The following is a 22430-nucleotide window of genomic DNA, read 5'->3' as shown; positions in this document are numbered from 1 at the left end:
CTATCCGCGCTCGAGCCTACTCTCGACCGCCCGCTTGCCGTGTGCCCGCGAGCTGGCCGAAGGCGTTCCGAGCAGGCATTCGCCAGGTGCTCGTGCCGGGTCGAGCGAAACCTAGCGGCCACCAACCTATTTGGATGTCTGACCAACGGCACGCGGCAGATCGGTGCTTTCCCGCCACGCTGCTACGTTGGACTCAGCCGACGGGAGAGACGATGGCCAGCGAACCTGTGATGACGCTTTATGACTACCAGCTAGCGATGTTGCACGTGATGTGCGCTACCGCCCCGGCTCAGGCCACGGAGCTGCTCAATCGGATCGGTGCCACCCACGCCGACGCCGCAGCCGCCGACAAACGGTGGCGATCGGAAGAGGTGGTGAATAACTTCGGATCGCTCGCAGGGTACGTAACAACTTGGGGCGCACCGGCTTCAGAGGATACGCACACAGACGGAGTGCGCGTTGCGCGATACGCGCGGTGGGATCTGTCGTTCTGGCCCGGCCTGCAGATCGAGCTCATGGTGGCACCCCGGGGTCCGCATCGGGTTTTCCGGCGACTGCTCCGAAAGCCTGGGATTCCGCAGCCGCCGTTGGACTCGGTCGCCGACTTGACCCCTTGGTCGTGCACACAGGACGAGTTCGAGGCCTGCGGGCTGGGCCCATTCGAGCAATTCGATGGATTCGGCGACATCGGGGTCATATTGGTTTTCGAGGCCGTCGACGCCGAGTCCGGACGCAAACGCCGCTACCGAGCACGTTTCGAACGGGGCCTGCTGCAGTCGATCGAGCCGCTGCTCGTGCGGCTCGGCAAACGAAATCATGTGGTCGCCACCGACGCTGACGAACTATCGATCGACGATCTCATCCTTACCGGCCGAACATACCTCGCAGTCAAGCGGATCAAAGCGGAGATCGAGGGCAACGGCTCCGCCGCAATCAGCGAGTACCAGCAGCGTTATGCACGCCTTGCGCGGGAGCGATCGAACGACTTTGTGCCTGACCTCGAACCGGAGCAACAGGGGCGTGATCGACCGAGATGATTCAGTCCTCGGCCGGCTCACCCGCGCCGTAGATGAAGACCTCTGCCTTGGCCAGCGCCGCGAGTTCGATAAAACGCTCGAGCTTGTCGGAGGGCAGGAAACCTAGCGCCAGTTCATCTTTGCCGGTGAAGACGCCGATCAACGCGGTGCCGACCGTGCGGCACTGATCGGCCAACAACCGTAGGTAATTCTGGAGATCGGTTTCGGTCTTACAAGACCCGGTATCGCCGTCGTACCAGTCCCACTTCAATCCTTCCGGGCAGGTGGACAGCTGGGCTAGATGACTGCGAATCGTGCCGGGACCGGCGATCACGCGATCGAAGTAGGCCAAGGCGCTGTCGATGCTGTCGAACAGGGCCTCGATCAGCGCGTCTTCGGGATCGAACGCTGACCATGACGCATTGTCGAGGACGTATTCCACTCTGCCACGAGCCTTTTCGACGTCGGGTGCGAGGAGCTCGACGAGGTCGAAAAGCGCCGCCCGTTGCGCCGCGGCGATGTGCGCGCTCTGGAACCTGTCGAGGGGCGCGGGAAGGAAGTCGATGACCACTACATAGGCTCGGCCGCGGTCGAGGTTCTCGAATAACCAGCTCCAGTCGTCATCGGGCCGGATCCGATGAAACCTGAACTTGCCGTTGGTTTCGTTGGTGGCAATGACGCATCGCAGTGGAATCGGCGCGCTCAGTTCACCGGCCAGTCGCCCGACCTCCCGAGCCAGAGCGATCCCTTGTCGAAGCAGGATCAGTTGCGCGTCGACACCGACGAGCGGGCCACCGGCATACGCACCGTCCACGGGCACAAAACTTCCGAGATGGACGTCATTGTGAAACTGTTCCCAAGCGATGAGATCGAAGAAGCGCCCCGGTGCTTCGTCAGCGTCCTCGGGAATCGGGGCCCAGGACACCACCTCGCCGCGGCCTTCGATCCCGCCGTCCACCCAGGTCCGCAAGCCAGGCGCCAAACCCTCTTCCGGATCCAGACCACCGAACCCGCCCCGCGCACCGAGCACCCGCGCCGCTCGGTCGTTCATCGTCATCGTAAGCACGAACAAACCTATCGCTCATACCGACATCGAGCGATCGTCGACCATGATGGCCGGATGGAACGCGTCGAAGTCGAATTGCTGGCCCCGCGAGGCAATGTCACCGTCATCCGGTTGCCTTGGCGCAGGTTTCCCGGCGTTTTCATTCAGGGCGACTCGTTCTCGATCCTCGAGGTGGCCGCCCGTGCGGCTGCGCGGACGGTGCCCGAAGTCCGGGAGCTTGCTGATGACCTGTCCAATATCCTGGCCTTGTACGCCAGGACGCTCACCGAGCACGGCATGTCCCTGCCCTACACGGCTGCCCCCGCCGAGGGCAGCACAGAGTTGCTCGCGTCCGGCCGGATCCTTTCGCAGGACCTCCGCCTCTTTCTCGAACTCGCCAGCAGCTACATCGATTACGACTTCGACAACTCGGACTGGACGGCGGTCACCACTGCCATCCAACAGACACCGGCGCTGGACTATCCGTTGATCGGCTCGGCTTCGCTGACCGCCCGAGTGCGGCAAGAAGACGGTCGAGCGAACGTCTCGGTCGTGATCACCGGAACGCCGAACGAGGCGCTGCGAATCCGGCTGGACACTCTCTTCGACGTGCTCACCCACGAGAGCCGCCGCGATCGGGACCAGTAACAGTCCTCGTGAGACGGCAACGCGGCTTGTTAAGCGGACTGACCGGTCCTCGTTAAGGATCCGCGCCTACGGTCACGACGCAATGTTGTCGACAGGGGAGGTTCGGTGCCGCAGGAGGATGGGGGAGTAGTCGAGGGATGCTGGCATCCGTTGACGCGCATCGGGTTTCGTTTCGGGGTTTGTTATTTCGGTGCGCTGGGGCTGGCGTGTGTGCTCGGGTTGACGCCGATTCTGTTGGCGGGCATCGGGATCGGGGCGGGCTCGGTGTTGCATGTGTTGACCTTCGCGCGCCCGCCGATCGAGTGGACGGCCACCCATGTGCTCGGTCTGCATGTGACCAGCACGCAGGTGGGCAGCGACAGCGCGTTTCAGTGGACCGCACTGTTTCTGCTGATGGTGCTGTCGGCGGTGGCGACTGCGGTGTGGTCGGTGCTGGATCGCAGGCAGGCGTACGCCCGGCTGTTCGCTTGGACCCAGGTGTATCTGCGGTTCATGCTGGCGCTGGCGATGTTCTATTTCGGGATGGCCAAGGCGATCCCGACCCAGATGCCGTTCGTGCTGAATCGGTTGGTGGAGCCCTACGGCAATTTCAGCCCGGAGGGCGTGCTCTGGTCGCAGGTGAGTGTGTCGCAGCCGTACGAAATCGCGCTGGGCGCAGCGGAATTGCTGGCCGGCCTGCTGTTGCTCGTGCCGCGGGCCACCGCGGCGGGGGCGCTGTTGTGTGCGGTGGATATGACGCAGGTGTTCCTGCTGAACATGACCTACGACATCCGCCTGAAAACGGTCTCGTCCCAGTTCCTGCTGTTGAGCCTGTTCCTGCTCGCGCCCTATGCGCGCCGGTTGCTGGCGGTGCTGTTCGGCGGCCAAGCCCTGCCCGCGAGTCGGCCCGTGCCGCTGTTCGGTTCCGCGCGGGCCAACCGGATCGCGCTCGGGGCGCAGCTGGCGGTCGGGCTGCTCCTGCTCGGTGTGATCGGTGCGCAGAACTGGCAGCAATGGTCGAAGGAAACACCCAACCTGTACGGCATCTACCGGGTGGACGGCTTCTCCTCCGAGGGCTATCCCCGCGACCCCCTGCTCACCGACGAATTACGTTGGCGCCGAGTCATTATCGACCGCCCTTTCCACGTCTCCGACCCGATGGTGCTCACCATCCAGCACATGGACGACTCCTTCGAGGTGTACGGCGGCACCATCGACCCGAAGCGCCACTTCATCGACCTGCACCACCGAATTGCCTTGGGCACCTACGAGGAAACCCCGGTCCGGGTACGCCTCACCTACTGGTGGCCGAGCCCCGGCCGCATGGTCATCGACGCCGACGACTATGCCGACCATCGCATCCATACCTCGTTCACCCAACTCGATCCGAAGTCCTTCCCGCTGCTCGAACGCGGTTTCAGCTGGGTTCAGGAACAGCCGTACAACCGTTGAGTCGAAGATCCAAAGAGGTTCCGCAAGAACAAGGTTCGGGCAGGGTTGAGACGGCCTCGGTTGCCCCAAGCGACCGCTTGGTTGTATTTTGGCAGGTAACTGCTGACAGCGTGGGGAAGGTGGCGGTTTGCGAACCCTCGAATGTGACGTCGATGCGACGTGGATCGATATCAACGACCATATGAACGCCCAGTACTACGGGATCGTGGTCTACCGCGCACATGCCGCGTTCACCGACGCCCTCGGTCTCGGCGACGAGTATGTCCGGAAGACGGGGTTCGGAAAGGTCGTCGTGCAGACCGCCATGACCTACGAGCGTGAGGTACTGCACGGGTCACGGCTAGCCGTCGATTCCTGGTTGCTCGGCGTGGATGCCAAGCGGCTGCACTTCTTTCACGAAGTACACAATCTCGGCGACCGGGCTCGGGTGGCAGTCTCCGAACACCTGGACCTGCACGTCGACCTCGGGACGAGAAGAACCGCCCCGCTGCCCGCCGACGTCCGCGACCGGCTCACCCGGTTCGCCGCCGAACAGCGGGCGGCAGGCCATCCCGACGGTGTGGGGCGCACGATCAAATTCCCTCGGAGCTGACCCCGAGAAACGCGTGCCGGACGGCTGGCGGCCACCCGCTGATCGGTTGGCCGCCAAGGGTTTCCGTCAGGCGGAAGCCGTGCGGCAGCTGATCTCCATGCCGTCCTCCACGGGATAGTCGACCGAGGCGTAGCCGTTCGCTGGATCGCGGACGTAGTTCAGGTAGTCGCCCATGGAGGCCATGCTGGTGTCGTCGGCGACCACGATGGCGCCGGGTGCGAGCCGATCCTCGAGAAGCCGAAGAACCGGCAGGCACAGGTCTTTCCAGCCGTCGAGCAGCACGAGGCCGATCGGCCCTGGAACTTCGGCCAGGGTGGTCAGCGCGTCGCCGGGCAGGATCGTCACCGCGTCGGCCACTCCCGCCTCGGTCAGGTTCGCCTGCGCGGCAGCAATTTTCGCCGTGCTTAGCTCGGTGCTCAGTACGCGGCCGACGCCGTTGTCGGTGACCGCGGCGGCCAGGTAGATGGTCGAGATCCCGAACGAGGTGCCGAACTCCACGACCGTCTCCGGCCGCGCGGCTCGGATGAGCGTGTAGAGCAGGGTGCCGCCGCGCGCGGAGATCGGCATGAGGACGCCGGCCAGTGCGTCCGCGCGTTCCTGTGCGGAGGCGTCGGCGTACGAACGGCCTGCGGGCCACCCGGAAGGGTCTTCGTCCTCGACGGCGGCCGCGGCGAACAAACGGTCGAGCACGGTCAGTACTGATTCGCTCTGCAAGGTGTTGGTCATACCGCTAGAGTAGACGCAACGTTGCGTTGCGGCTAGGGCTGAGTACGCTCACCCCAGTACTCGGAGAGGAGAACCCGAATGGCAGGCGACACCAGCCGCGCCGCCCACCACGGAAACCGGCACCGGCGCAGCGCGGAAGCCCGCCGAGCGGTACTCGAAGCGACCGACGATCTGCTGGTCGAGCGCGGGTTCGCGGGGCTCACGATCGAAGGAATCGCGGCCAGGGCCGGCGTCGCCAAGCAGACCATCTACCGCTGGTGGCCGTCCAAAACCGAGATCCTGATGGACGCCTTCACCGACGACGCCGCACAGCACCTCACGCCGCCCGACAGTGGCGACCTCGGCGAAGACCTGCGCCGTCATCTACGGAACCTCGCCGAATTCCTGACGACTTCCGACGCCGGAGCCGTCTTTCGCGCCCTCGCAGGACAAGCGCAGCACGACCCGGAGGTCGCGACCAGGCTACGCACGGACCATCTCGGCAAGCAGCGCGAACGCGATCGCCTGCCCCTGCGGCGCGCACTCGACCGCGGTGAACTGCCGCCCGACACCGACATCGACTTCCTGGTGGACGAGTTGGTCGGTCCGATCTACTACCGCGTGCTGGTAACCGGCGAGCCTGTCCCGCAGGAGTTCACCGACCGGCTCGTCGCGCACGTACTGCGTCGACCTCCGGTTGCGACCCCCTGAACGTCCAACGGTGCCGCGCCTTTCATCGCCGTAGGGGATGCAAGATAATCCCTGCTTCGCCTGTGACTCAATTGAATTCGGGAACGTCTCGATACTCGGGCGCGTGAGTATCGCGGCAATTGTGGCTCATCGATCCGAGTCGTCGGCCAGGTTCAGCTTGAAACCCACGTGACTGGCCTCGAATCCGAGCTTTCCGTAGAAGCGATGTGCTTCCACTCGACTGCCGTGCGAAGTCAATTGCACCAGGGCGCAACCGCGTTCGCGGGCTCGCCGCACGCACTCCTCGATCAGCTGCGATCCGAGACCGTGGCCACGCAGTGGTCGATCCACCCGCACCGACTCGATCTGCGCCCGTACCGCTCCCTTGTGAGCCAGTCCGGGCAACATGCTCAGTTGCGCTGTTCCGACCACGGCACCGTGGCGTTCGGCGACCAGCAGCTCCTGTCGCGGATCCTTTTCGATCTCGGCAAACGCCGCGCGATACACGCTCAGATCGTCTGCGGACTCGCGGGCACTGCCGAGTGTGTCGTCGGCGAGCATCGTCACCAGCGCTGAAAGGTCATCGATCGTCGCGGACCGGAAGGTGATCTCGTCCATGCGCCAATTCCATCATGAGCCGCGGTCTCGGCTGATCTCGGTAGCGCTGCGAGCGGATCGCTGACCTCGTATCACCCCGGGCAACTCCCTGCGCGGTATGCGGGAAGTATTCCAGCAGAATGTCTTTGACGAATCTCTTCGCGTGAAGCCCCCGGAATCAGGGGCAAGATGTGGATCTCGATGAGCGATAGCATCGTGCCCACGCACTACATAGTCAATTGATAGTGCGCCAGGGGGAAAATTCCATGCCAGACACGAAGATGCAGGCCGACAACGACGCTATGCATAGTCTGGCCGACCGGCTTGCCGCTGCGGCAGCGGTTATTCGCAATGTGCAGATTCGATCGCCGATGAGCCGCAAGGTTTTTCGCGGAATCGATGACAGGGATAGAGGTCACGGACTGTGAGTGGGTTCGAGGTCCAGATCGATCAGCTGCGGGAGGCGGCCAAAGCGGCAGGATCAGCCGCGACACAGGCCGGGGAGGTGGATCCGGGCACCGGCATGGCGGCGATCGCGACAGCATTGCCAGGTGGCGAGGTGGCCAAGAAGGCGCCGACCTTGGCGACGACGTTCAATGAGCGCGCGAAGGGGTGGTCCGGCGAGATCGGCCGGTGGAACGAAACGATCACGGCGGCCGCGAAGTTGTACTCCGAAAATGAGGCCGAGGCGGCAAGGGCTTTCGGGCGATGACTATCGGCTACGACGACGTCCGCAAATGGGACGCCGGAGCGCTCGATACGTCGGCGACAAATCTGCGTGGGCGGCGGGACAAACTCATCGGGCTGCAGGACGAGCTCGACGACGCCCGGAAGCTGCCCGAATGGCACGGCCCCGCAAGCGAACTCGCCCGCAGTTCGCTGGGAAAGACACGGGATAACGCCGAGATCCTGGTCGCGGAGCTGTCCGCCGTCGAGCGGGCTCTGCAGGATGCCTCGGACGACGTGTCCGCCCTGAAAACCCGTGTCGCCAACAATGATTCGCTCGCCGACACCTACCAATATCACATCGCCAACGACGGCACGATCGTGGACAACAAACCCGCCGACCCGCCGCCGAAGTCGCGGACCGAGGCCGAAGACCGCGCCGAGACCCAGCGGTACCGCGAAACCATCAAAAGGCAGCTGGAGCAGGAAACCAAGGCGATCCTGACGACGGCGAAAAACATCGACGCCACCGTCGCCGGGGTGATGCAACTCGCGCTGGACCACAAGATCGGTGACCACGGCGCGACCAACCTGGCCGACGCCATGAAGGGTGGCGAGCTCGACGCGCAAGTGGCCGAGATGGAGCAGGCGCTGCGCGACGCCGGGCTGCTGACCGGGCCGCCCGTGTCCGGCTACTACCGGCAGTGGCTGGAGAACGCCGTGCGCCGGGGCGTATCGATCGACACGATCAAGCAGATGATCGCCGAACACCACATCACCCCAGAGGATTTCAAGATCCTCGAGGGCATGGAAGAGATCCGCGAGGACGAGGACGGCGACGGAATCTTCAAGTCGTTCTTCCTGATGCCGACCAACATCAGCGGGGACGACGCCGCCAAGGCGGTGCGGATGACGTATATCTTGAACGCAGGCACCGACTATGGCACCGAAGGCGAATCGACCGACTTCAAACCGACCCCATACGGATCCGCGGAACTGCAGCGAATCATCGACCGGCAGAAGAAGAACTCCTGGAGCTACGACGACGATGTGAGCTTCGTGCACGGCAACGGTGGGCGGTTGGTGACCACCCCGAACGGCATGATGATGGGGTTGGGCGGCAACCTCATTCAGGACCAGTTCAGCCAGCACGGCGGAACGACCTGGGGCGACACGTTCATGCTGAACGTCGACGACCCGAAAGATCCGGCGCAACAGATTCGAGAGGTGGTGAGGTCGGGATACGCGTGGTACGACGGCGATAATGGCCCGTACCGAGGAAATCTCGACTTGGATCGACTGATGCACCACGAGGAGCGCCACTCCCAGCAATGGGCGCGCGAAGGTTATACGGGGTTCCTTGCCTCCTATGTGTGGGAGCAGATAACCGGCGGCGACGAGACGGAAAAGGACGCGGGACTTTCCGATGGTGGATATTAGGTGGCTGCGCGTCGCCTGCGCTGCGTTCCTACTAGCGGCGGTGACCGCGGCGTGTGACACCAAGGCGCAGTTCGCGCCGTCGTTGCCGCCTGCGGCCGGGTTCCGCGTCGACGACGGCGTGCTGAAACTGTGGACAGGGACTCCGTGCGATGGCGTCATCCGCCTGACGTTGATCTTCGACTCCGGCACCAAGGAGAGCGCCGAGCAGGTGTGGACCGCGCCGCGGCCGGGGGTACCGGTGGAGCGCATCGACCTGCTGCGGACCGCTGGGGGATCCGCCCCGGACACCGGTGGACCGCTCCAGCTCCAGCAACCGCTGCCCGCGGACTACGACTGGACGAAAGCGGGTTCGCTCAACTTCTCCGTTGACGGCCCGAAAGCCTACGGTGCCAGAGTCGATGTCGCCCAGGTACTGCGCGAGTCGGCCCAGCATCCGTCCGGGAGTTACCTGTTCGGCCAGCGCGGCTGGCTGGACGCGCCGGAAGTCCAACGCGAGAACCAGAAGTCGTTCCTGACCGTCTGCACTCCCGACCCGAAGTGATTGCGGCACAATCTGATCCACGGAGCCAAAGATGGAAAGCCCTAGCCGCACAAGCACTTTGTGGACAGCGCTGCGACGCGTCGTCCTGGGCGCGTTCGCCTGCACCGCCACGTTGATCGTGCTGCTCGTCGGCGAGGTAGTGCTCAGCGTTACCGGATTGTCCTTCGATCCGCACGGTTACGGAATGTTCGCCGGAATCCTGTTCGCGGCCGTCCTGACGCCGGTCGCGCTGGCACTGTGGCTGCTGTACCGATCAATGCGACGACGCGCTCGTTGACTACTCGGCGGCGCGACTGACGAAGTCGAAGGATCCGCCGTCGATGCCCCAGGAGATGATCTGTTCGGGGCGAATTCGGATGACCGCGCGTTCCTGGGGTGGGAACGGTGGCTCCTCGTCGTTGAGCGCCGCGGCCGTGCCGCGTACCTCGATGCCGCGAATGACGTAGGGCTCCAACGAAACCTGTTGGTCGATGACGAACGACACCCGGCTGCCCGCCTCGACATTGCGGAACTTTCGACTGGCCCGCATCCGCATGCCCCCGATGTCGATCGAGCCGTCGGCGTTCACCCGGTAGTTGGTCGGGTTGTTCTGCACGACGCCGTCGGGCGACACCGTGGCCAGCCGGCCGATCCCGGCCTCCGCGAGGAACTGCTGCTCGTTGCTGGTGAAGGTCATTTCGGTTACTCCTCAGTGCATTTCGGTTTTCTAGCAGCGCTAGCAACTGGAGCAACGGTAACAGTCATTGGCTAGCTTGTCTAGCGTTGCTAGATTTTGGATCGACACCGCGCGGGATCGCCCTCGGATGAGCAAGCTGCCGCACCTACCTAGTCGCCGACTCGACTACGTATCTAGGTAGGAATCACCGACGCGGATACCGGTGCGCGGATGGAAATCTCGATGTCAGCAAGCGAGCACGACCTGCCGGACACCGGCCCGAATGAAGGATGAAAGACAATGATCTACCACGGCAACCGCTTCACCCTCCGCGCCGACGCCACCCCCGAAGCCGTCGAGGAAGCCCTCGAGAGCCTGCGCAACCAGGGCCGCTCCATCCCCTCGGTGAAGTCGTTCGTGGTCGGCCCCGACTTCGGCGGCGAATACCAGTGGGGCGCGGTGTTCGTCATCGAGGACCTGGCCGGCTACTGGGAGTACCTGATCCACCCGGCCCACCGCAACACCGACCGCGTCGGTCTGCCCCTGGTCGACAAGTTCGCCTCCTTCGACATCACCGACGACGAAGACCCCGCGATGGCGGAGAAGATCGCCGAACTGCACCAGCGTCGCTACGACAGCGACCCCGAACTCACCAAGCTGGTCTCCGACCTCGGCGAATACAGCGGTAGCGCCGCACCGGGGCACCACGGCGAGAAGTGAACCATCCCGAACCCCCTGCCGGACAGCCTGTCCGACAGGGGGTTTCGCGTTACCCGCGGTCGGCAGCCGCGTTCACCGATCAGCGGCCAGCACTGCCGCGAGACCTTCTCGCAGATCCTTGACGAAATACTCGGGAACCTCCAGAGACGGGAAATGTCCCCCGGTTTCGGGTGAGTTCCACCGGACGATATCTCGGTACCGCTCCTGTGCCCAGGGGCGCGGATATTTCTCGATGTCGCGGGGATACACGGTGATTGCTGACGGCACGTCGACCCGAATCTGGACTATTGGACGGCTATTTGCTGACGTCGGTGCCGAAGTACTTCTCGGAAATCTTCGCCAGCGTCCCGTCGGTGCTCAGGGTCGCCAGCGCCTTGTCGACGTCGGTCATCAGCGCATCGCCCTTGCGGGCCGCGAACGCCTGCAGGCTGGCAGCGCCGGTCTTGCCCGCGATTCGCACGCTGGTATCGCCGGTCTTCTTGGTGTACTCGGCGACGGCGAGGTTGTCGTTGACGGTGGCGTCGACCCGGCCGATCTTCAGCAGCTGAATAGCCTGCACAAACCCTTCCACCGCTTCGATTTTCGCGCCCGCGTTCGTGGCGACCTTGGCCCAGGTGGTTGTCGCGGACTCAGCGCAGGTCTTGCCGTTCAGGTCGGCGAGCGTGGTGATCGCGTTGTTATCGGTTCGGGTGACAATCACACCCTCGGAGAACGTATATGGCTGCGACAGAGCGTACTTCGTCTTGCGCTCGTCGTTGACCGTCACCTGGTTGGCGATGAGGTCGAAGCGCTTCGACTCGAGTCCGGCGAAGATCGCATCCCACGGAATCTGCACGAATTCGACCTTCTTGCCGAGCTTTTCGGCGACCGCCTGCACCACCTCGATGTCGTAGCCGGTGAGCTTGCCGTCGGGGCCCTGGTAGCTGAAGGGAGCGTAAACGCCCTCGGTGCCGATCTTCAATACGTTCGGATCGGCACTGCCGCAGGCACTGAGCCCGGTGGCAGCGAGGACGATGAGCATAACGGCGGCGAACAGCTTGCGACGCACGGGATTCCCTCTCTTCGGTAGGCGGACACCAGACACGTCCACCCACCACACAAACCCGACTCAGGAAACTCCGAGGCGATCTGATCGACGGTATCCCCATCACAGTGCGCCCAGTGCTTCTATGCGGAATTGGGCCGATAAAGAATTCGACGCGCAGCGGAATCCCCGCCGAGCATGCCCCGTTACCGTGTTATCTCTGCGCTCATCCGGGCGCCGCCGAAGATCTCGCCGATGACCGCAGGTGTCGGATGGAAGACGTCGGCACCGGTGCGGCGGGCTGCCTCTTTGGAGAATTCGCCGGGCAGCACACCGGCATCGAGGAGCTCGACCTCGGCAGGAGTTCGCCGGAGATCGTCGCCCAGAACCCAGCACTCGACAGCAGCCCTACGGTATGGCCGGCGTCGACCGCGGCCCTGCACGCGCGGAGCCAAGGGCAGGATGTGACCGAGGTGTTTGCAGGAGAGTGGACACGATTTCGGTTGGACCGATGAATCCGGTGTGGATACGTAGTCGGTATGGCTGGATACACCGATAGCGGTGGGCCTGTGCCGGGGCTGTTCCGGTGCGGGAGGAAACGTATGGAGGCAGTGATGAGTGTCGACAACTCCGAGCGGGAGCACACGAACCGGACGGGCGGTCCCAGGGTGCTGGTGGCGGGGGCGAGCATCGCGGGACCCGCGCTGGCGCACTGGTTGCGTCGGTGGGGCGCCGAGGTGACCGTGGTGGAGCGGGCTCCCGAGCTGCGTCCGGGTGGGCAGGCGGTGGATGCACGTGGTGTGGCCAAGGAGGCCATCCAGCTGATGGGGCTCGACGCGGCGGTACGCGCGGCCTGCACTGACACCGCCGGCGCGCACACCGTGGACGCGGACGGGAATGTGCTGGAGACCTTCCGTGCCGATGACAACGGTGGTGACGGCTACATCGCGGAGATCGAGATCCTGCGCGGGGACCTGTCCCAGGTGCTCTACGACGACACCCGCGACGGCGTCGAGTACATCTTCGGCGACCGCATCGCCGAGCTCACCCAGGACGCGGACGGGGTCGACGTAACCTTCGCGGGCGGCGACCGGCGGCGCTTCGAGCTGGTGGTCGGGGCCGATGGTCTGCACTCGGCGCTGCGCGCGATGGTCTTCGGGCCGCACGAGCAGTTCGTCCGCCACCTCGGGCTGGTGCTGGCCTTCTACAGCGTGCCCAACGAATTCCAGCTGGACCGTTGGCTGCTCGACTACCAGGAGTCCGGGCGCTCGGCCAGTCTGCGGCCCATCCAGGACGCCACCCGGGCGATGGCCATGTTCTCCTTCCCCTCGGCCGACTTCGATGTCGACTACCGCGACGTCGAGGCCCAGAAGCGCTTGCTGCGTGAGCGAATCGCCGACCTGGGCTGGCTGACCCCGGACATCCTCGCGCATCTGGACGACACCCCGGACTTCTACCTCGACCAGGTCGCCCAGGTGGTGATGGACCGCTGGTCGAGCGGTCGGGTGGTGCTGCTCGGGGACGCGGCGTTCAGCGCGTCGCCGATGTCCGGGGCGGGCACCGGGCTCGCCCTGGTCGGCGCCTACCTACTGGCCGGAGAACTGGCCGCCGCCGGGTGGGATCCGGAAGCCGGGTTCGCCAGTTACGAGCGGCAGATGCGCCCGTACGTCGAGGCCAACCAGGAGATCGGCCGGTTGCACACGCGCAGCCGCGACGGCTCCGAGCCCGACGCCGAGCCGGAGATCGATTACGCCGGCGAATGGTTCACCGAACTGATCGAGCGCGCGATCAACGGCGTCGAGTTGCCCGACTACGCAGAGGCACCGGACTCCGCAGCCCCGGCCGGACCGGTGATCACCGCGTCGGCCAAACCGTAGGTGTCACTTAACGTTTCGGGGGCTCAGTTGGCGGATGTCGGAAGGTGTCGAGGTTTTCGGCGAGGAAGGACTCGAGGGTGCGTGGGGGTTTGCCGAGGATGTTGGTGACGGTGTCGGTTGGGTGTTCTGGATGGGCGATGGCCAGTTGTTGGATTTCGGTGATGTGGTCGGCCAGCCAGGGTGGTAGGCCGGATTGTTCGGTGAGGAGTTGGCGGAAGTCAGTGGGGGATAGGTCGATGTACTGGATCGGGGTGTCGAGGATGGAGGTGAGCAGGGCTGCCAGTTGTGGGTAGCTATAGGTTTGTGAGCCGGTAAGAAGGTATGTGCCACCGGCGATTTCGTCTCTGGTGAGGGCTGACGCGGCTACGTCGGCGATGTCGCGGCAGTCGATGTAGTTGCAGGCTGCCTCGCCCATGGTTCCGGTGATGCTGCCCTGGGTTGCTACCTGGGGGCCGAGGAGGAGCAGCTTTTGCATGAATGCATAGGGGCGCAGGATGGTTCGGGTCAGGTCGGTGGCGCGTAAGGCCTCCTCGATGGCGTAGTGCCAGCGCGCGACTGTCACCGGCGAGTTGGCTGCGACTGCTGGTGCCGAGAGTTTGACGACGTGTTCGATACCGCATGCCGCGGCGGTTTCGATTGTGCGCGTTTCGAGTTCGACCTGGGCGGGGCTGTTGGTCATGGTGAGGAAGAGTTGCGTCGCGCCTTGGAATGCGGTTCGCAGCGAGGCTGGGTCTGCTGCGTCGGCGTACCGGATTTCGGCTGAAGGTAAATGTCCATTGGCGCGCAGGCGATCTGGGTTCCGGCTCAGTGCTCGGCAGGGTACTCCGAGGTCGAGCAAGCGGGTCAGGAGCGCGTTGCCGGTCGCGCCGGTGGCTCCCATGACGACGATCATGTGCAGGCCTTTCGTTGGATCGCGCACCAGCGCCAGGTGATGATCGTGGCGGCCAGTGCGGCGGCGATCGGGAAGTCGATGCGAATGCGGTCAGGGAATGATGTTGTGATGGTGAGGATTTGGGCCACCAACGCGGCGAGCGCGGCCGCGCCGAGTCCGAAGGCCGCCGTAAGGGCGACGGCCGACGCGCGTCGTAGTCGTGGGCGCCGAATTCCGCTGTACCGCAGCCACATTCCCAGCAATAGAGCTACCAGCGCGGATGTCCCGGCGATCGATGTCACCGCGGCGCGGAGTAGATCCGCCTGCCCGGTGATCAATCCGCCCGCGCCCGCGCACACCGCCGGGGCCAGGTAGGCGAACAGCACCTCTTGCCACAGTATGAATCGAGGAGGTGCAGTAGCTGTTTTCATTTGATTAGGTCCCTAACTATATGGGCATGCGAAAAACTTCGAACAGTAACCGGCGGTCAGTCCGCCGTGAGTGCACTCATACCGTGGCCGATGCGCTCGAGCAGGTTGAGGAAGACCGTGCGTTCCGCGCGGGTCAATCCGCCGACCATCGACTGCAAGCGCCCGAAATGTTCGGCGGCCATATCGCGCAACAGCTGTGCGCCGCGAGCGGTGAGCACCACCACCACGGCGCGCCCGTCCTCGGCCGAAGCGCGCCGGCACACCAGCCCCTGCTGCTCCAAGCCATCGATCAGCCCGGTAACCGTTGCGCGCGTGACCCCGAGGCTCGCCGCCAACTGCGAAGGCGACTTCTCGCCGTCCGCGTCCTCGAGGTCGGCCAGCAACCGATATCGCCCGGTAGACAGCCCGAATCGCGCGAAATGCGTCTCGGTCGCCTGCCCGAGCCGCGCCCCCGTCGCCAGCAGCCGCACCGCGACCAGTACCGCCTGCGGATCGATCTCAGATTCCAGCCCGTAGCGCCGCAACTGCGTCCGCGCCTGCCCCAGCGTAGGTGTTTCCGGGGCTCCCGGGTCCGTCGTCATGAAAGTAATATGGCACCTAATTATCTAACCGTCAAAGTTGCTTCCATCACAGCGGGAAAGCTCGGCCACGGCGAGATTTGTCGGTGGCGGATGGCATCCTGTGCCCCATGACAGTCTGGGACCTACTCGCCATCGACAACGCACTACGCGCGAGCTGGGCCGCCGACACCTGCTCCCCGGACGACCTTGCCAGGGCCGGCTGGCAGCCGGACAACCCGGCATGGGGACAGTGCGACATCACCGCCTTGATCGTCAACGACATCTTCGGCGGCGATCTCCTGCTCGGCGAGGTGCGTTCAGCGGGCGAACAGCACGGTTTCCACTGGTGGAATCGCCTACCCACCGGCATCGAACTGGACTTGACCCGCAGCCAGTTCCGCAACGGTCAGCTCATCACCAACGCCCGAGCCATCCAGCGCCCGCGCGGTCCCTCCCCACGCCGATGGGATGAGTACCTTCTGTTGCGCCAGCGCGTAATCAACCACCTCGGTCACCTACCATCACCCGACAGCTGACCACCGACACTGGTCCGGGCAGCAGATCTCAGCCCGGCGAGTGCCGGATCGGCACCGAAGGTGACCATCGCGAGTTCGGCCGTGGCCCGAAAAGTGAAGTACCACATCGGTGTTCCTTCTCTTCCCCAAGCGGCCGGTGCCGCTCAGTACTCCTGTGAGGTGTCGGGCCTCATCTGTCCAGCGGCGATCAGTGCTCGTCGTGCCGCCGCCTTGCGAGGGCGCGTGTCCGCGCGACAGTCGCGATGCTGCTGCATGATCCTGTGGGCTTCGAGAACGCCGAGTTCGTAGTCCGGGGCCTCATGCGGCCATCCCTGTGGCCACATGCTCGTGTCGGAGGGGTGGTCATCCTTGGCCCGGTCGCGTCGGCGCTCGGCTCTCCATTCGGCCTGTACGCGGTCCACGATTTCTTGCACGGATGTGCCGTCCGGCTCGCCTTCTCGCCACCAGTTGAACCCCATCGATCAGCGCCCACGATCATCCGAACCCGCGAAGCGGCAGGCCCCGGCGACTCAGATTCGCTGACTCGAATTCAGCGAGCGCCCAGCGCGACCCGAATTCGCGCGGCTCGCAGCGGCTGATCTAGTCCTTGCTCGTGGCGCGGGTGAAGCGGCCGGCGAGGGCCTGGAGGTGGGTTGCCAGTTCTGGTGGGGATTCGACTTCGAATTCTACGTCGAGCATCCCGACTACCAGGGCGACCAATGCGTAGGAGTCCGAACCCATTTCGAGGCGGCAGGTGTGTTCGTCGATGGGGGTGACGAGGCCTTCGACGCGGCCGATGAGATCCTCGGCGGGGACGTGCACGCGCAGGACGGAACGGTATGGCCACAGGGCGAAGCCCATGGTGTGGCGCAGGTAGGCGACGACGTCGCCGCCGGGGGAGGGGCGGTGGGTGAAGCGTCGGCCGTTGGGGGTACGCAAGGACATTCGGTCGACCCGGAAGGTGCGCCAGTCGGCGCGGTCGGTGTCCCAGCCGACGAGGTACCACCTGTGGCCCCAGTGCGCGATGCGGTGTGGCTCGACGCTGCGCCGGGTTTCGCCACCGGCATGGCTGAGGTAGTCGAAACGCAGCGTCTCGGCGGCGCGGATGGCGGCGGAAATAGTGGTGAGCGTGGCGGCGTCTACGGCGGGGCCGGGACCATACCGGGGTGGCATCGCCACCACCGCGCTGTGCAGGGCGTCGACGCGGTGCCGCAGCCGCGTCGGCAGCACCTGCTCTACTTTGGTCAGCGCGCGTAGCGAGGCTTCTTCGATCCCGGTGACGCTGCCGGTCGCGTTGGCCTGCAGACCGAGCGTGACGGCCACCGTCTCGTCGTCATCGAGCAGCAGCGGGGGTAGCGACGCGCCCGGGCCGAGCCGGTATCCGCCGACGGGACCCAGCACGGCATGGACCGGATACCCCAACTCCCGCAACCGATCCACGTCACGGCGGACGGTGCGGGTCGTGACGTCGAGTCGTTCGGCCAGTTCGGTTCCGGTCCAGTCTTGATGCATCTGCAGCAACGACAGCAGCCGCAGCAGGCGGGCGGAGGTGGTTTCCGGCATGAACACATCTTCTCGCATGAGTAGGACCGTTCCTGTCCTATACAGGGAGATGCTTGAGTGATGACCACAACGGCGATCACGCCCTTCCGCATCGACATTCCGCAGGCTGCCCTCGATGAGCTGAATGACCGACTCGACCGCACCCGCTGGCCCGACGCGCTGCCCGATGTCGGCTGGTCCTACGGGGTCGCCCAGGACTACCTGACCGACTTGGTCGAGTACTGGCGCAAAGGCTACGACTGGCGGGCGCACGAGGCACGGCTGAACGAGATCCCGCAGTTCACCACCGAAATCGACGGGCAGACAGTGCATTTCCTGCACGTCCGCTCACCCGAACCGGACGCGACCCCGCTGATCCTCACCCATGGCTGGCCAAGTACACCGGCGGACTTCCTCGACATCCTCGGACCGTTGACCGATCCGCGGGCACACGGCGGGAACCCGGCCGACGCATTCCACGTGGTTGCCCCGTCGGTGCCAGGCTTCGGGTTCTCCGGCCCGACCCGCGCCACCGGCTGGGACGTGACGCGGATCGCGCGGGCCTGGGCGGAGCTGATGGGACGGCTCGGCTACCAGCGCTACGGCGCGCAGGGCGGCGACTTCGGCAGCCTCATCTCGCCCGCGCTCGGGCGGGTGGCGCCGGAAAATGTTATCGGCGTCCACGTCAACGCACTCGCCGACGCGGCGACGGCGACCGGCTCCGGACAGGGGCTTGCGGAATTGTCGGAAGCAGACCGAGCCAAGGCCATCGCCAATCAGATGTGGTGGTTCGGGCACAACGGCTACGCGACCCAAATGTCGTTGCGCCCACAAACCATCGCCTACGCCCTCAACGATTCCCCGACCGGCCAACTGGCCTGGAACCTCGAATGGTTCGTCGACTGGGACCCGACCGCCACCGAGCAAACGTCCATCGACCGCGACACCATCCTGACCAACGTCACGACCTACTGGCTGACCGGCACCGCCGGTTCGGCCGCCCGCCTATACCGGGAGTCCGGATCGTCATGGGGCAGCAAGCCCGCGCCCTCCGGCGTACCGACCGCCGTCGCGAACTTCCAGGGTGACCGCGCCGTCCGCGGCCTCGCGGGCCTGGCGCACACCATCGTCCGCTGGATGGAGTACCCGGTAGGCGGGCACTTCGCCTCCCTGCAAGCGCCCACCGAACTCGTCACCGACATCCGCGAGTTCTTCCGCTCCCTCGGCCGATAGGGCCGATCGAACCGACCTGCAGTGCCAGGGAATTCGTCCGTGTAAGTGCGAGCAGGGATTCGGTCCGCCGCGCCGCGATCGGCTCGGTATCGCAGGTGCCTGCGCAAGCGCTCCGCAAGCAGCGTGCCAGGACGGTGCAAGAGTCCTCGAAAATCATTGATTCATGGACGAATTCGATGTCGTGATCGTGGGGGCCGGACCGGTTGGGCTTTTCCTCGCTTGCGAGCTCGGTCTGGCGGGTTGCGCTGTGCTGGTGCTCGAGCGGGAGTCGGAGCCGCATTCGCCGTGGCGGGCGGCGCCGCTGGGTATGCGGGGCCTGTCAGCGAGTTCGGTCGAGGCGTTCTATCGCCGCGGGATGCTGCCTCCGTTGCTGACGGCGTCAGGTGTCGACGATTCCGGCGTGGCCGCCGACTCGGACGAGCTGTCGTTGCCACGTAGCGCGGGGCACTTCGCCGGCCTGGTGCTCGATCCGGCCAGGATCGACCTCGCCGCGCTGCCGTTCCGGTTACCAAGTCCGGCATCGGAATTCATGATGACAAGCCTGGAAGCGGTCGAGACGGTGCTGTCGGAGCGGGCGACCAAGCTCGGGGTGGCGGTCAGGCGTGGGGTCGCCGTTTCAGCGGTCACGCAGGGCGACGAGAGCGTGATCGTAGCGGCCGGTGAGCACGAATTCGTGGCCCGCTGGGTTGTCGGTTGCGATGGCGGTCGCAGTGCGGTGCGTCGACTCGCGGACTTCGAATTCGTCGGCACCGAACCACAATTCACCGGCTACACGATGCTCGCGACCGTCGATGATCCGGAGAAGCTGCGCCCCGGGATCAACCTGACGTCGACGGGCATGTACATCCAGATGAGCAGGCCGGGGCACATCGGGATGAACGACTTCGACGGCGGCGCGTTCGATCGGACGCGGCAGCCGACCCGCGAGCGTCTCCAGGCGGTGCTGCGCCACGTGTCGGGCACCGATGTGACGCTGAGCGAGGTCCAACTCGCCTCGACCTTCACCGATCGGGCGATGCAGACGGCGACCTACCGGCAGGGCCGCATCCTGCTCGCGGGCGACGCCGCGCACATCCACTCGCCGCTCGGCGGGCAGGGGCTCAACCTCGGCCTCGGCGACGCCATGAACCTGGGGTGGAAGCTGGCGGCGACCGTGCGCGGGAACGCGCCGGACGGGCTGCTCGACACCTACACCCGTGAGCGTCATCCGATCGGTGCCCGGGTGCTCGACTGGTCGCGCGCTCAGGTGGCGATCATGCGGCCGGACCCGCATTCCCGGGCGGTCCAAGGAGTGATTCGCGACCTGCTCGGGACCCGTGACGGAACGACCTACGGGTTCGAGCGGCTCTCGGGTTCGTCGATCCGGTATGACCTGGGCGATGAGCATCCGCTGGTCGGCCGTAGTGTCCCGGACTTTCGTTTCGAGGACGGCTCTCGTCTCGGCGACTTGATGCAGGACGGACGAGGCGTTGCGCTCGATTTCAGCATCGACCGACGGCTGCACGATTCAGCGATGGTGTGGGAGAACCGGATTCGGTATTCGGCCGGAGTGGCGAGGAATGATCTCGGATTGGGTGCCGCGTTGGTTCGACCTGATGGCACCGTCGCCTGGGTGAGTGATCGCGACCCCGATCTCGAAGCGTTCGAGCGGGTCGCACGCCACTGGTTCGGCAGTCCTGCGTTGTGAATCATTCTTTCCCCCAATAAATTTCAGGAGCAGATATGACGATCACCCTTCGCCCAGGAACCACCGTAGTGTTCAGTGGCGATTCGATCACCGATCCCGACCGGCTCGAGAGCGAAGACGGCGGCAGGTTCGGCTACCCGCTGCGCATCGCGGACGAGTGGGGACGCAGGCACCCGGAGCGGGCCGTGACCTGGCTGAACTCCGGGATAGCGGGCAGCAAAGTGATGGACCTCGAATCCCGTTGGCAGACAGATGTACTCGACGCGCGCCCGGACGTGGTGTCGATCCTCGCCGGTATCAACGACGTCGGCTGGCACACACTCGACCCGGACAACGGCTACGTGATCCGGGCACAGGACTATGCGGCCGGTTACGACCGGCTGCTCGCGCCCCTGGCCGAGGCTGGTGCCGAGCTGATCCTCATCGAGCCGTTCCTCCTGCCCATTCGCGGCGTCATCGAGAAGCGTGATGTGCGCATCGACGAGGAGGTCCGAAAGGGTTGGCGCGCAGATCTGGACCTGAAGATCCAAGTCGTACACCAGCTCGCCGACAAATACGACGCACACCTGCTCGCCGCCGACGACATGTTCGCCAGGCTCACCGCGACAACCGATCCGGAGCACTGGTCCGCCGACGGCGTGCACCCGACCCCGGCCGGTCACGCTGCCATCGCGGACGCCTGGCTCCATCTGGTGGTCTAACCCTGACCGACGTCCATGCCGGGAGTAGATGCTGTTTTGGGCAACCATTGGAGGCGCCGTGCTCCTTGTGCTGCTGTTGCTCTGGGCGACGGCACGGGCCATGGATCCGCGCGGCCGGAAAGAGCGGCGCCGCAACGTGAATAGAGCTGACTCACGTGGACCTGTGCCGCAACGGGAGTGGCCGCAAGCCGCCCGCCCGGATTCCCGCCGCTAGGCAAGTGAGCCTGGCCGGGAACCGAATCCACGCCGCTCTCGATCCCCACTACAGCTGACCTTCGGCGCGCATGCGTCCAGCACTTCGTCAGAATTGAGGGCGCGGTACGGCCGCCTGCCGGGTCAGCCCGGCAGTTGCGCTCCGTCGGCGAAGTCTGTGGTGCGCGAGAGGTCGGCCCATTTCTCGATCTCGGCGTCCACGGCCGCTCGGCCGGCCTGCACCAGTCGCAGGGCGTCCGAGCCGAGCACCAGGTGCGCCGGTGGGTCCGCGGCTTCGATAATCGAAAGTATCGCGGCCGCAGCCTTTTCCGGATCTCCGAGTTGATTGCCGTCGGCGGCCTGGCGGCGTGCGCGCACCGGATCCATCAGCTCGTCGTAGTCCGGGATCGAGCGTTCGGTGCGGACCATGGATCGTCCGGCCCAGTCGGTGCGGAACGAGCCCGGCGCGACAGCGGTGACGTGGATACCGAATCCGGCGACTTCCTTGCCGAGCGTCTCGAGGATGCCCTCCAGGGCGTACTTGCTGCCGTGGTAGTAGGTCAGGCCGGGCACGGTCATCAGCCCGCCCATGGAGGTGATGCCCAGAATGTGGCCCGATCGCCGGGCCCGCAGGTACGGCAACACCGCCTGGATGGTGGCGACCGCGCCGAAGACGTTGACCGCGAACTGGTTTCGAAGTTCGGCCAACGGTGATTCCTCGAATACTCCTTCGTGGCCGTAGCCGGCGTTGGCGATGACGACGTCGATCGGGCCGACGGTGGATTCGATGTCGCGCACAGTATCCAGAACCGCACCGTCGTCGGTGACATCGAGAACGCGCGCGATGGCGCGGCCGGGATGCAGCGCCCGGAATTGCGCGGCGTCGGCTTCGCGCCGGACCGTGCCGACCACGACGTGGCCGTCCTGGATGGCCTTGCGTGCGATCGCCTGGCCGAAGCCGGAGCTCACGCCGGTGATGAGGAAGGTCTTTCCGGTGGTTCGATCAGTCATATCGAATAATCTACGCCCTGTCAGATAAAATCGACAGAGT

At 65.1% G+C, this 22430-nt stretch carries 27 protein-coding genes and 1 pseudogene; 17 read left to right on the top strand and 11 right to left on the bottom strand.

Annotated elements, in window-relative coordinates:
* Positions 1 to 212: 212 nt before the first annotated feature.
* Positions 213 to 1037, top strand: coding sequence for a hypothetical protein (locus tag ACIBK2_RS02565; protein WP_396962828.1), 825 nt, complete (start codon positions 213 to 215; stop codon positions 1035 to 1037).
* A 1-nt stretch (position 1038) separates the two neighbouring features.
* Here ACIBK2_RS02565 and ACIBK2_RS02560 read toward each other — a convergent pair whose 3' ends face one another.
* Positions 1039 to 2067 carry a hypothetical protein gene (locus ACIBK2_RS02560; RefSeq protein WP_396962826.1) on the bottom strand — a complete coding sequence of 343 codons (1029 nt, stop codon included), beginning with the start codon at positions 2065 to 2067 and terminating at the stop codon, positions 1039 to 1041.
* 69 nt (positions 2068 to 2136) lie between these two features.
* Here ACIBK2_RS02560 and ACIBK2_RS02555 point away from each other — a divergent pair, with 69 nt between their 5' ends.
* The 3 genes from ACIBK2_RS02555 (at position 2137) to ACIBK2_RS02545 (ending at position 4732) form a co-directional block, all read left to right on the top strand.
* Positions 2137 to 2709, top strand: coding sequence for a DUF6959 family protein (locus ACIBK2_RS02555; RefSeq protein ID WP_396962824.1), 573 nt, complete (start codon positions 2137 to 2139; stop codon positions 2707 to 2709).
* 105 nt (positions 2710 to 2814) lie between these two features.
* Positions 2815 to 4140, top strand: coding sequence for a DoxX family protein (locus ACIBK2_RS02550; RefSeq protein WP_396962822.1), 1326 nt, complete (start codon positions 2815 to 2817; stop codon positions 4138 to 4140).
* A 127-nt stretch (positions 4141 to 4267) separates the two neighbouring features.
* Positions 4268 to 4732 (top strand): thioesterase family protein, encoded by a 465-nt coding sequence (locus tag ACIBK2_RS02545; protein ID WP_396962820.1) that lies wholly within the window; start codon positions 4268 to 4270, stop codon positions 4730 to 4732.
* 66 nt (positions 4733 to 4798) lie between these two features.
* Here the strand turns inward: ACIBK2_RS02545 and ACIBK2_RS02540 are convergent, their stop codons facing one another.
* A complete protein-coding gene (locus ACIBK2_RS02540) occupies positions 4799 to 5458 on the bottom strand; it encodes an O-methyltransferase (RefSeq protein WP_396962818.1) in 660 nt (219 codons plus the stop codon).
* A 78-nt stretch (positions 5459 to 5536) separates the two neighbouring features.
* Here ACIBK2_RS02540 and ACIBK2_RS02535 point away from each other — a divergent pair, with 78 nt between their 5' ends.
* Positions 5537 to 6148: a TetR/AcrR family transcriptional regulator gene (locus tag ACIBK2_RS02535; protein ID WP_396962816.1), complete on the top strand. Its 612-nt coding sequence runs from the start codon at positions 5537 to 5539 to the stop codon at positions 6146 to 6148.
* A gap of 126 nt (positions 6149 to 6274) precedes the next feature.
* Here ACIBK2_RS02535 and ACIBK2_RS02530 read toward each other — a convergent pair whose 3' ends face one another.
* Entirely contained in the window at positions 6275 to 6745 is a 471-nt protein-coding gene (locus ACIBK2_RS02530; RefSeq protein ID WP_396962814.1) for a GNAT family N-acetyltransferase, read from the bottom strand.
* A 245-nt stretch (positions 6746 to 6990) separates the two neighbouring features.
* Here ACIBK2_RS02530 and ACIBK2_RS02525 point away from each other — a divergent pair, with 245 nt between their 5' ends.
* Genes ACIBK2_RS02525 through ACIBK2_RS02505 form a run of 5 tightly spaced genes read left to right on the top strand, consistent with a single transcriptional unit; the run spans position 6991 to position 9648 of the window.
* Positions 6991 to 7152: a hypothetical protein gene (locus ACIBK2_RS02525; protein WP_396962812.1), complete on the top strand. Its 162-nt coding sequence runs from the start codon at positions 6991 to 6993 to the stop codon at positions 7150 to 7152.
* Positions 7149 to 7436: a hypothetical protein gene (locus ACIBK2_RS02520; RefSeq protein ID WP_396962810.1), complete on the top strand. Its 288-nt coding sequence runs from the start codon at positions 7149 to 7151 to the stop codon at positions 7434 to 7436. Before ACIBK2_RS02525 ends, ACIBK2_RS02520 begins: the two co-directional genes overlap by 4 nt.
* The gene (locus ACIBK2_RS02515; RefSeq protein WP_396962808.1) at positions 7433 to 8830 is read left to right on the top strand and encodes a WXG100 family type VII secretion target; all 1398 of its coding nucleotides are present in this window, start codon (positions 7433 to 7435) and stop codon (positions 8828 to 8830) included. The genes ACIBK2_RS02520 and ACIBK2_RS02515 overlap by 4 nt, the downstream gene beginning before the upstream one ends.
* On the top strand, positions 8817 to 9371 hold the full coding sequence (locus ACIBK2_RS02510) for a hypothetical protein (RefSeq protein ID WP_396962806.1): 555 nt from the start codon (positions 8817 to 8819) through the stop codon (positions 9369 to 9371). Before ACIBK2_RS02515 ends, ACIBK2_RS02510 begins: the two co-directional genes overlap by 14 nt.
* Before the next feature lie 31 nt (positions 9372 to 9402).
* Positions 9403 to 9648, top strand: a complete 246-nt coding sequence (locus ACIBK2_RS02505) for a hypothetical protein (RefSeq protein WP_396962804.1) — start codon at positions 9403 to 9405, stop codon at positions 9646 to 9648.
* Here ACIBK2_RS02505 and ACIBK2_RS02500 read toward each other — a convergent pair whose 3' ends face one another.
* On the bottom strand, positions 9649 to 10047 hold the full coding sequence (locus tag ACIBK2_RS02500; RefSeq protein WP_396962802.1) for a PPOX class F420-dependent oxidoreductase: 399 nt from the start codon (positions 10045 to 10047) through the stop codon (positions 9649 to 9651).
* Positions 10048 to 10326: 279 nt separating this feature from the next.
* On the opposite strand from ACIBK2_RS02500, the gene ACIBK2_RS02495 reads away from it, so the two are divergent.
* Positions 10327 to 10746, top strand: coding sequence for a Dabb family protein (locus ACIBK2_RS02495; RefSeq protein WP_396962800.1), 420 nt, complete (start codon positions 10327 to 10329; stop codon positions 10744 to 10746).
* Positions 10747 to 10818: 72 nt separating this feature from the next.
* Here the strand turns inward: ACIBK2_RS02495 and ACIBK2_RS02490 are convergent.
* Both ACIBK2_RS02490 and ACIBK2_RS02485 read right to left on the bottom strand, forming a co-directional pair.
* A pseudogene (locus tag ACIBK2_RS02490) lies at positions 10819 to 11028 on the bottom strand (epoxide hydrolase); the annotation flags it as partial.
* 13 nt (positions 11029 to 11041) lie between these two features.
* On the bottom strand, positions 11042 to 11794 hold the full coding sequence (locus ACIBK2_RS02485) for a transporter substrate-binding domain-containing protein (protein WP_396962798.1): 753 nt from the start codon (positions 11792 to 11794) through the stop codon (positions 11042 to 11044).
* Positions 11795 to 12042: 248 nt separating this feature from the next.
* Between ACIBK2_RS02485 and ACIBK2_RS02480 the strand changes: the two genes are divergently transcribed.
* Together ACIBK2_RS02480 and ACIBK2_RS02475 are read left to right on the top strand one after the other, a co-directional pair.
* Positions 12043 to 12285, top strand: coding sequence for a hypothetical protein (locus ACIBK2_RS02480; RefSeq protein ID WP_396962796.1), 243 nt, complete (start codon positions 12043 to 12045; stop codon positions 12283 to 12285).
* A gap of 99 nt (positions 12286 to 12384) precedes the next feature.
* Positions 12385 to 13647 (top strand): FAD-dependent monooxygenase, encoded by a 1263-nt coding sequence (locus ACIBK2_RS02475; protein WP_396962794.1) that lies wholly within the window; start codon positions 12385 to 12387, stop codon positions 13645 to 13647.
* Positions 13648 to 13654: 7 nt separating this feature from the next.
* On the opposite strand, the gene ACIBK2_RS02470 is transcribed toward ACIBK2_RS02475, so the two are convergent.
* Genes ACIBK2_RS02470 through ACIBK2_RS02460 form a run of 3 tightly spaced genes read right to left on the bottom strand, consistent with a single transcriptional unit; the run spans position 13655 to position 15530 of the window.
* Positions 13655 to 14566 carry an NAD(P)H-binding protein gene (locus ACIBK2_RS02470; protein ID WP_396962792.1) on the bottom strand — a complete coding sequence of 304 codons (912 nt, stop codon included), beginning with the start codon at positions 14564 to 14566 and terminating at the stop codon, positions 13655 to 13657.
* A complete protein-coding gene (locus tag ACIBK2_RS02465; RefSeq protein WP_396962790.1) occupies positions 14536 to 14949 on the bottom strand; it encodes a hypothetical protein in 414 nt (137 codons plus the stop codon). Before ACIBK2_RS02465 ends, ACIBK2_RS02470 begins: the two co-directional genes overlap by 31 nt.
* A 56-nt stretch (positions 14950 to 15005) precedes the next feature.
* Positions 15006 to 15530 carry a MarR family winged helix-turn-helix transcriptional regulator gene (locus ACIBK2_RS02460; protein ID WP_396962788.1) on the bottom strand — a complete coding sequence of 175 codons (525 nt, stop codon included), beginning with the start codon at positions 15528 to 15530 and terminating at the stop codon, positions 15006 to 15008.
* A gap of 107 nt (positions 15531 to 15637) precedes the next feature.
* Between ACIBK2_RS02460 and ACIBK2_RS02455 the strand changes: the two genes are divergently transcribed.
* Positions 15638 to 16045 (top strand): hypothetical protein, encoded by a 408-nt coding sequence (locus ACIBK2_RS02455; protein ID WP_396962786.1) that lies wholly within the window; start codon positions 15638 to 15640, stop codon positions 16043 to 16045.
* Between the two features lie 579 nt (positions 16046 to 16624).
* On the opposite strand, the gene ACIBK2_RS02450 is transcribed toward ACIBK2_RS02455, so the two are convergent.
* Positions 16625 to 17587, bottom strand: a complete 963-nt coding sequence (locus tag ACIBK2_RS02450) for a helix-turn-helix transcriptional regulator (protein ID WP_396964009.1) — start codon at positions 17585 to 17587, stop codon at positions 16625 to 16627.
* 60 nt (positions 17588 to 17647) lie between these two features.
* On the opposite strand from ACIBK2_RS02450, the gene ACIBK2_RS02445 reads away from it, so the two are divergent.
* From ACIBK2_RS02445 to ACIBK2_RS02435, 3 genes are all read left to right on the top strand, one after another.
* Complete coding sequence (locus ACIBK2_RS02445; protein WP_396962784.1) at positions 17648 to 18799, top strand: epoxide hydrolase family protein; 1152 nt, start codon at positions 17648 to 17650, stop codon at positions 18797 to 18799.
* Between the two features lie 163 nt (positions 18800 to 18962).
* A complete protein-coding gene (locus tag ACIBK2_RS02440; RefSeq protein ID WP_396962782.1) occupies positions 18963 to 20486 on the top strand; it encodes an FAD-dependent monooxygenase in 1524 nt (507 codons plus the stop codon).
* A gap of 35 nt (positions 20487 to 20521) precedes the next feature.
* Positions 20522 to 21187 carry an SGNH/GDSL hydrolase family protein gene (locus tag ACIBK2_RS02435; RefSeq protein WP_396962780.1) on the top strand — a complete coding sequence of 222 codons (666 nt, stop codon included), beginning with the start codon at positions 20522 to 20524 and terminating at the stop codon, positions 21185 to 21187.
* Between the two features lie 336 nt (positions 21188 to 21523).
* On the opposite strand, the gene ACIBK2_RS02430 is transcribed toward ACIBK2_RS02435, so the two are convergent.
* Positions 21524 to 22390: an oxidoreductase gene (locus ACIBK2_RS02430; protein WP_396962778.1), complete on the bottom strand. Its 867-nt coding sequence runs from the start codon at positions 22388 to 22390 to the stop codon at positions 21524 to 21526.
* Positions 22391 to 22430 lie beyond the last annotated feature (40 nt).

It is taken from the genome of Nocardia sp. NPDC050175 (assembly GCF_044459885.1).
GTDB lineage: Bacteria > Actinomycetota > Actinomycetes > Mycobacteriales > Mycobacteriaceae > Nocardia.
The sequence above is the reverse complement of the archived record's forward strand: the minus strand, read 5'-3'. Positions and strand labels throughout refer to the sequence as shown.

Coding starts and splice junctions, on each gene's coding strand:
- ACIBK2_RS02480 (WP_396962796.1), top strand. CDS start 12,043: ATGGAAGACGTCGGCACCGGTGCGGCGGGCTGCCTCTTTGGAGAATTC.
- ACIBK2_RS02435 (WP_396962780.1), top strand. CDS start 20,522: ATGACGATCACCCTTCGCCCAGGAACCACCGTAGTGTTCAGTGGCGAT.
- ACIBK2_RS02505 (WP_396962804.1), top strand. CDS start 9,403: ATGGAAAGCCCTAGCCGCACAAGCACTTTGTGGACAGCGCTGCGACGC.
- ACIBK2_RS02555 (WP_396962824.1), top strand. CDS start 2,137: ATGGAACGCGTCGAAGTCGAATTGCTGGCCCCGCGAGGCAATGTCACC.
- ACIBK2_RS02540 (WP_396962818.1), bottom strand. CDS start 5,458: ATGACCAACACCTTGCAGAGCGAATCAGTACTGACCGTGCTCGACCGT.
- ACIBK2_RS02560 (WP_396962826.1), bottom strand. CDS start 2,067: ATGAACGACCGAGCGGCGCGGGTGCTCGGTGCGCGGGGCGGGTTCGGT.
- ACIBK2_RS02450 (WP_396964009.1), bottom strand. CDS start 17,587: ATGCCGGAAACCACCTCCGCCCGCCTGCTGCGGCTGCTGTCGTTGCTG.
- ACIBK2_RS02445 (WP_396962784.1), top strand. CDS start 17,648: ATGACCACAACGGCGATCACGCCCTTCCGCATCGACATTCCGCAGGCT.
- ACIBK2_RS02455 (WP_396962786.1), top strand. CDS start 15,638: ATGACAGTCTGGGACCTACTCGCCATCGACAACGCACTACGCGCGAGC.
- ACIBK2_RS02440 (WP_396962782.1), top strand. CDS start 18,963: ATGGACGAATTCGATGTCGTGATCGTGGGGGCCGGACCGGTTGGGCTT.
- ACIBK2_RS02495 (WP_396962800.1), top strand. CDS start 10,327: ATGATCTACCACGGCAACCGCTTCACCCTCCGCGCCGACGCCACCCCC.
- ACIBK2_RS02460 (WP_396962788.1), bottom strand. CDS start 15,530: ATGACGACGGACCCGGGAGCCCCGGAAACACCTACGCTGGGGCAGGCG.
- ACIBK2_RS02500 (WP_396962802.1), bottom strand. CDS start 10,047: ATGACCTTCACCAGCAACGAGCAGCAGTTCCTCGCGGAGGCCGGGATC.
- ACIBK2_RS02475 (WP_396962794.1), top strand. CDS start 12,385: ATGAGTGTCGACAACTCCGAGCGGGAGCACACGAACCGGACGGGCGGT.
- ACIBK2_RS02525 (WP_396962812.1), top strand. CDS start 6,991: ATGCCAGACACGAAGATGCAGGCCGACAACGACGCTATGCATAGTCTG.
- ACIBK2_RS02515 (WP_396962808.1), top strand. CDS start 7,433: ATGACTATCGGCTACGACGACGTCCGCAAATGGGACGCCGGAGCGCTC.
- ACIBK2_RS02565 (WP_396962828.1), top strand. CDS start 213: ATGGCCAGCGAACCTGTGATGACGCTTTATGACTACCAGCTAGCGATG.
- ACIBK2_RS02510 (WP_396962806.1), top strand. CDS start 8,817: ATGGTGGATATTAGGTGGCTGCGCGTCGCCTGCGCTGCGTTCCTACTA.
- ACIBK2_RS02465 (WP_396962790.1), bottom strand. CDS start 14,949: ATGAAAACAGCTACTGCACCTCCTCGATTCATACTGTGGCAAGAGGTG.
- ACIBK2_RS02535 (WP_396962816.1), top strand. CDS start 5,537: ATGGCAGGCGACACCAGCCGCGCCGCCCACCACGGAAACCGGCACCGG.
- ACIBK2_RS02430 (WP_396962778.1), bottom strand. CDS start 22,390: ATGACTGATCGAACCACCGGAAAGACCTTCCTCATCACCGGCGTGAGC.
- ACIBK2_RS02530 (WP_396962814.1), bottom strand. CDS start 6,745: ATGGACGAGATCACCTTCCGGTCCGCGACGATCGATGACCTTTCAGCG.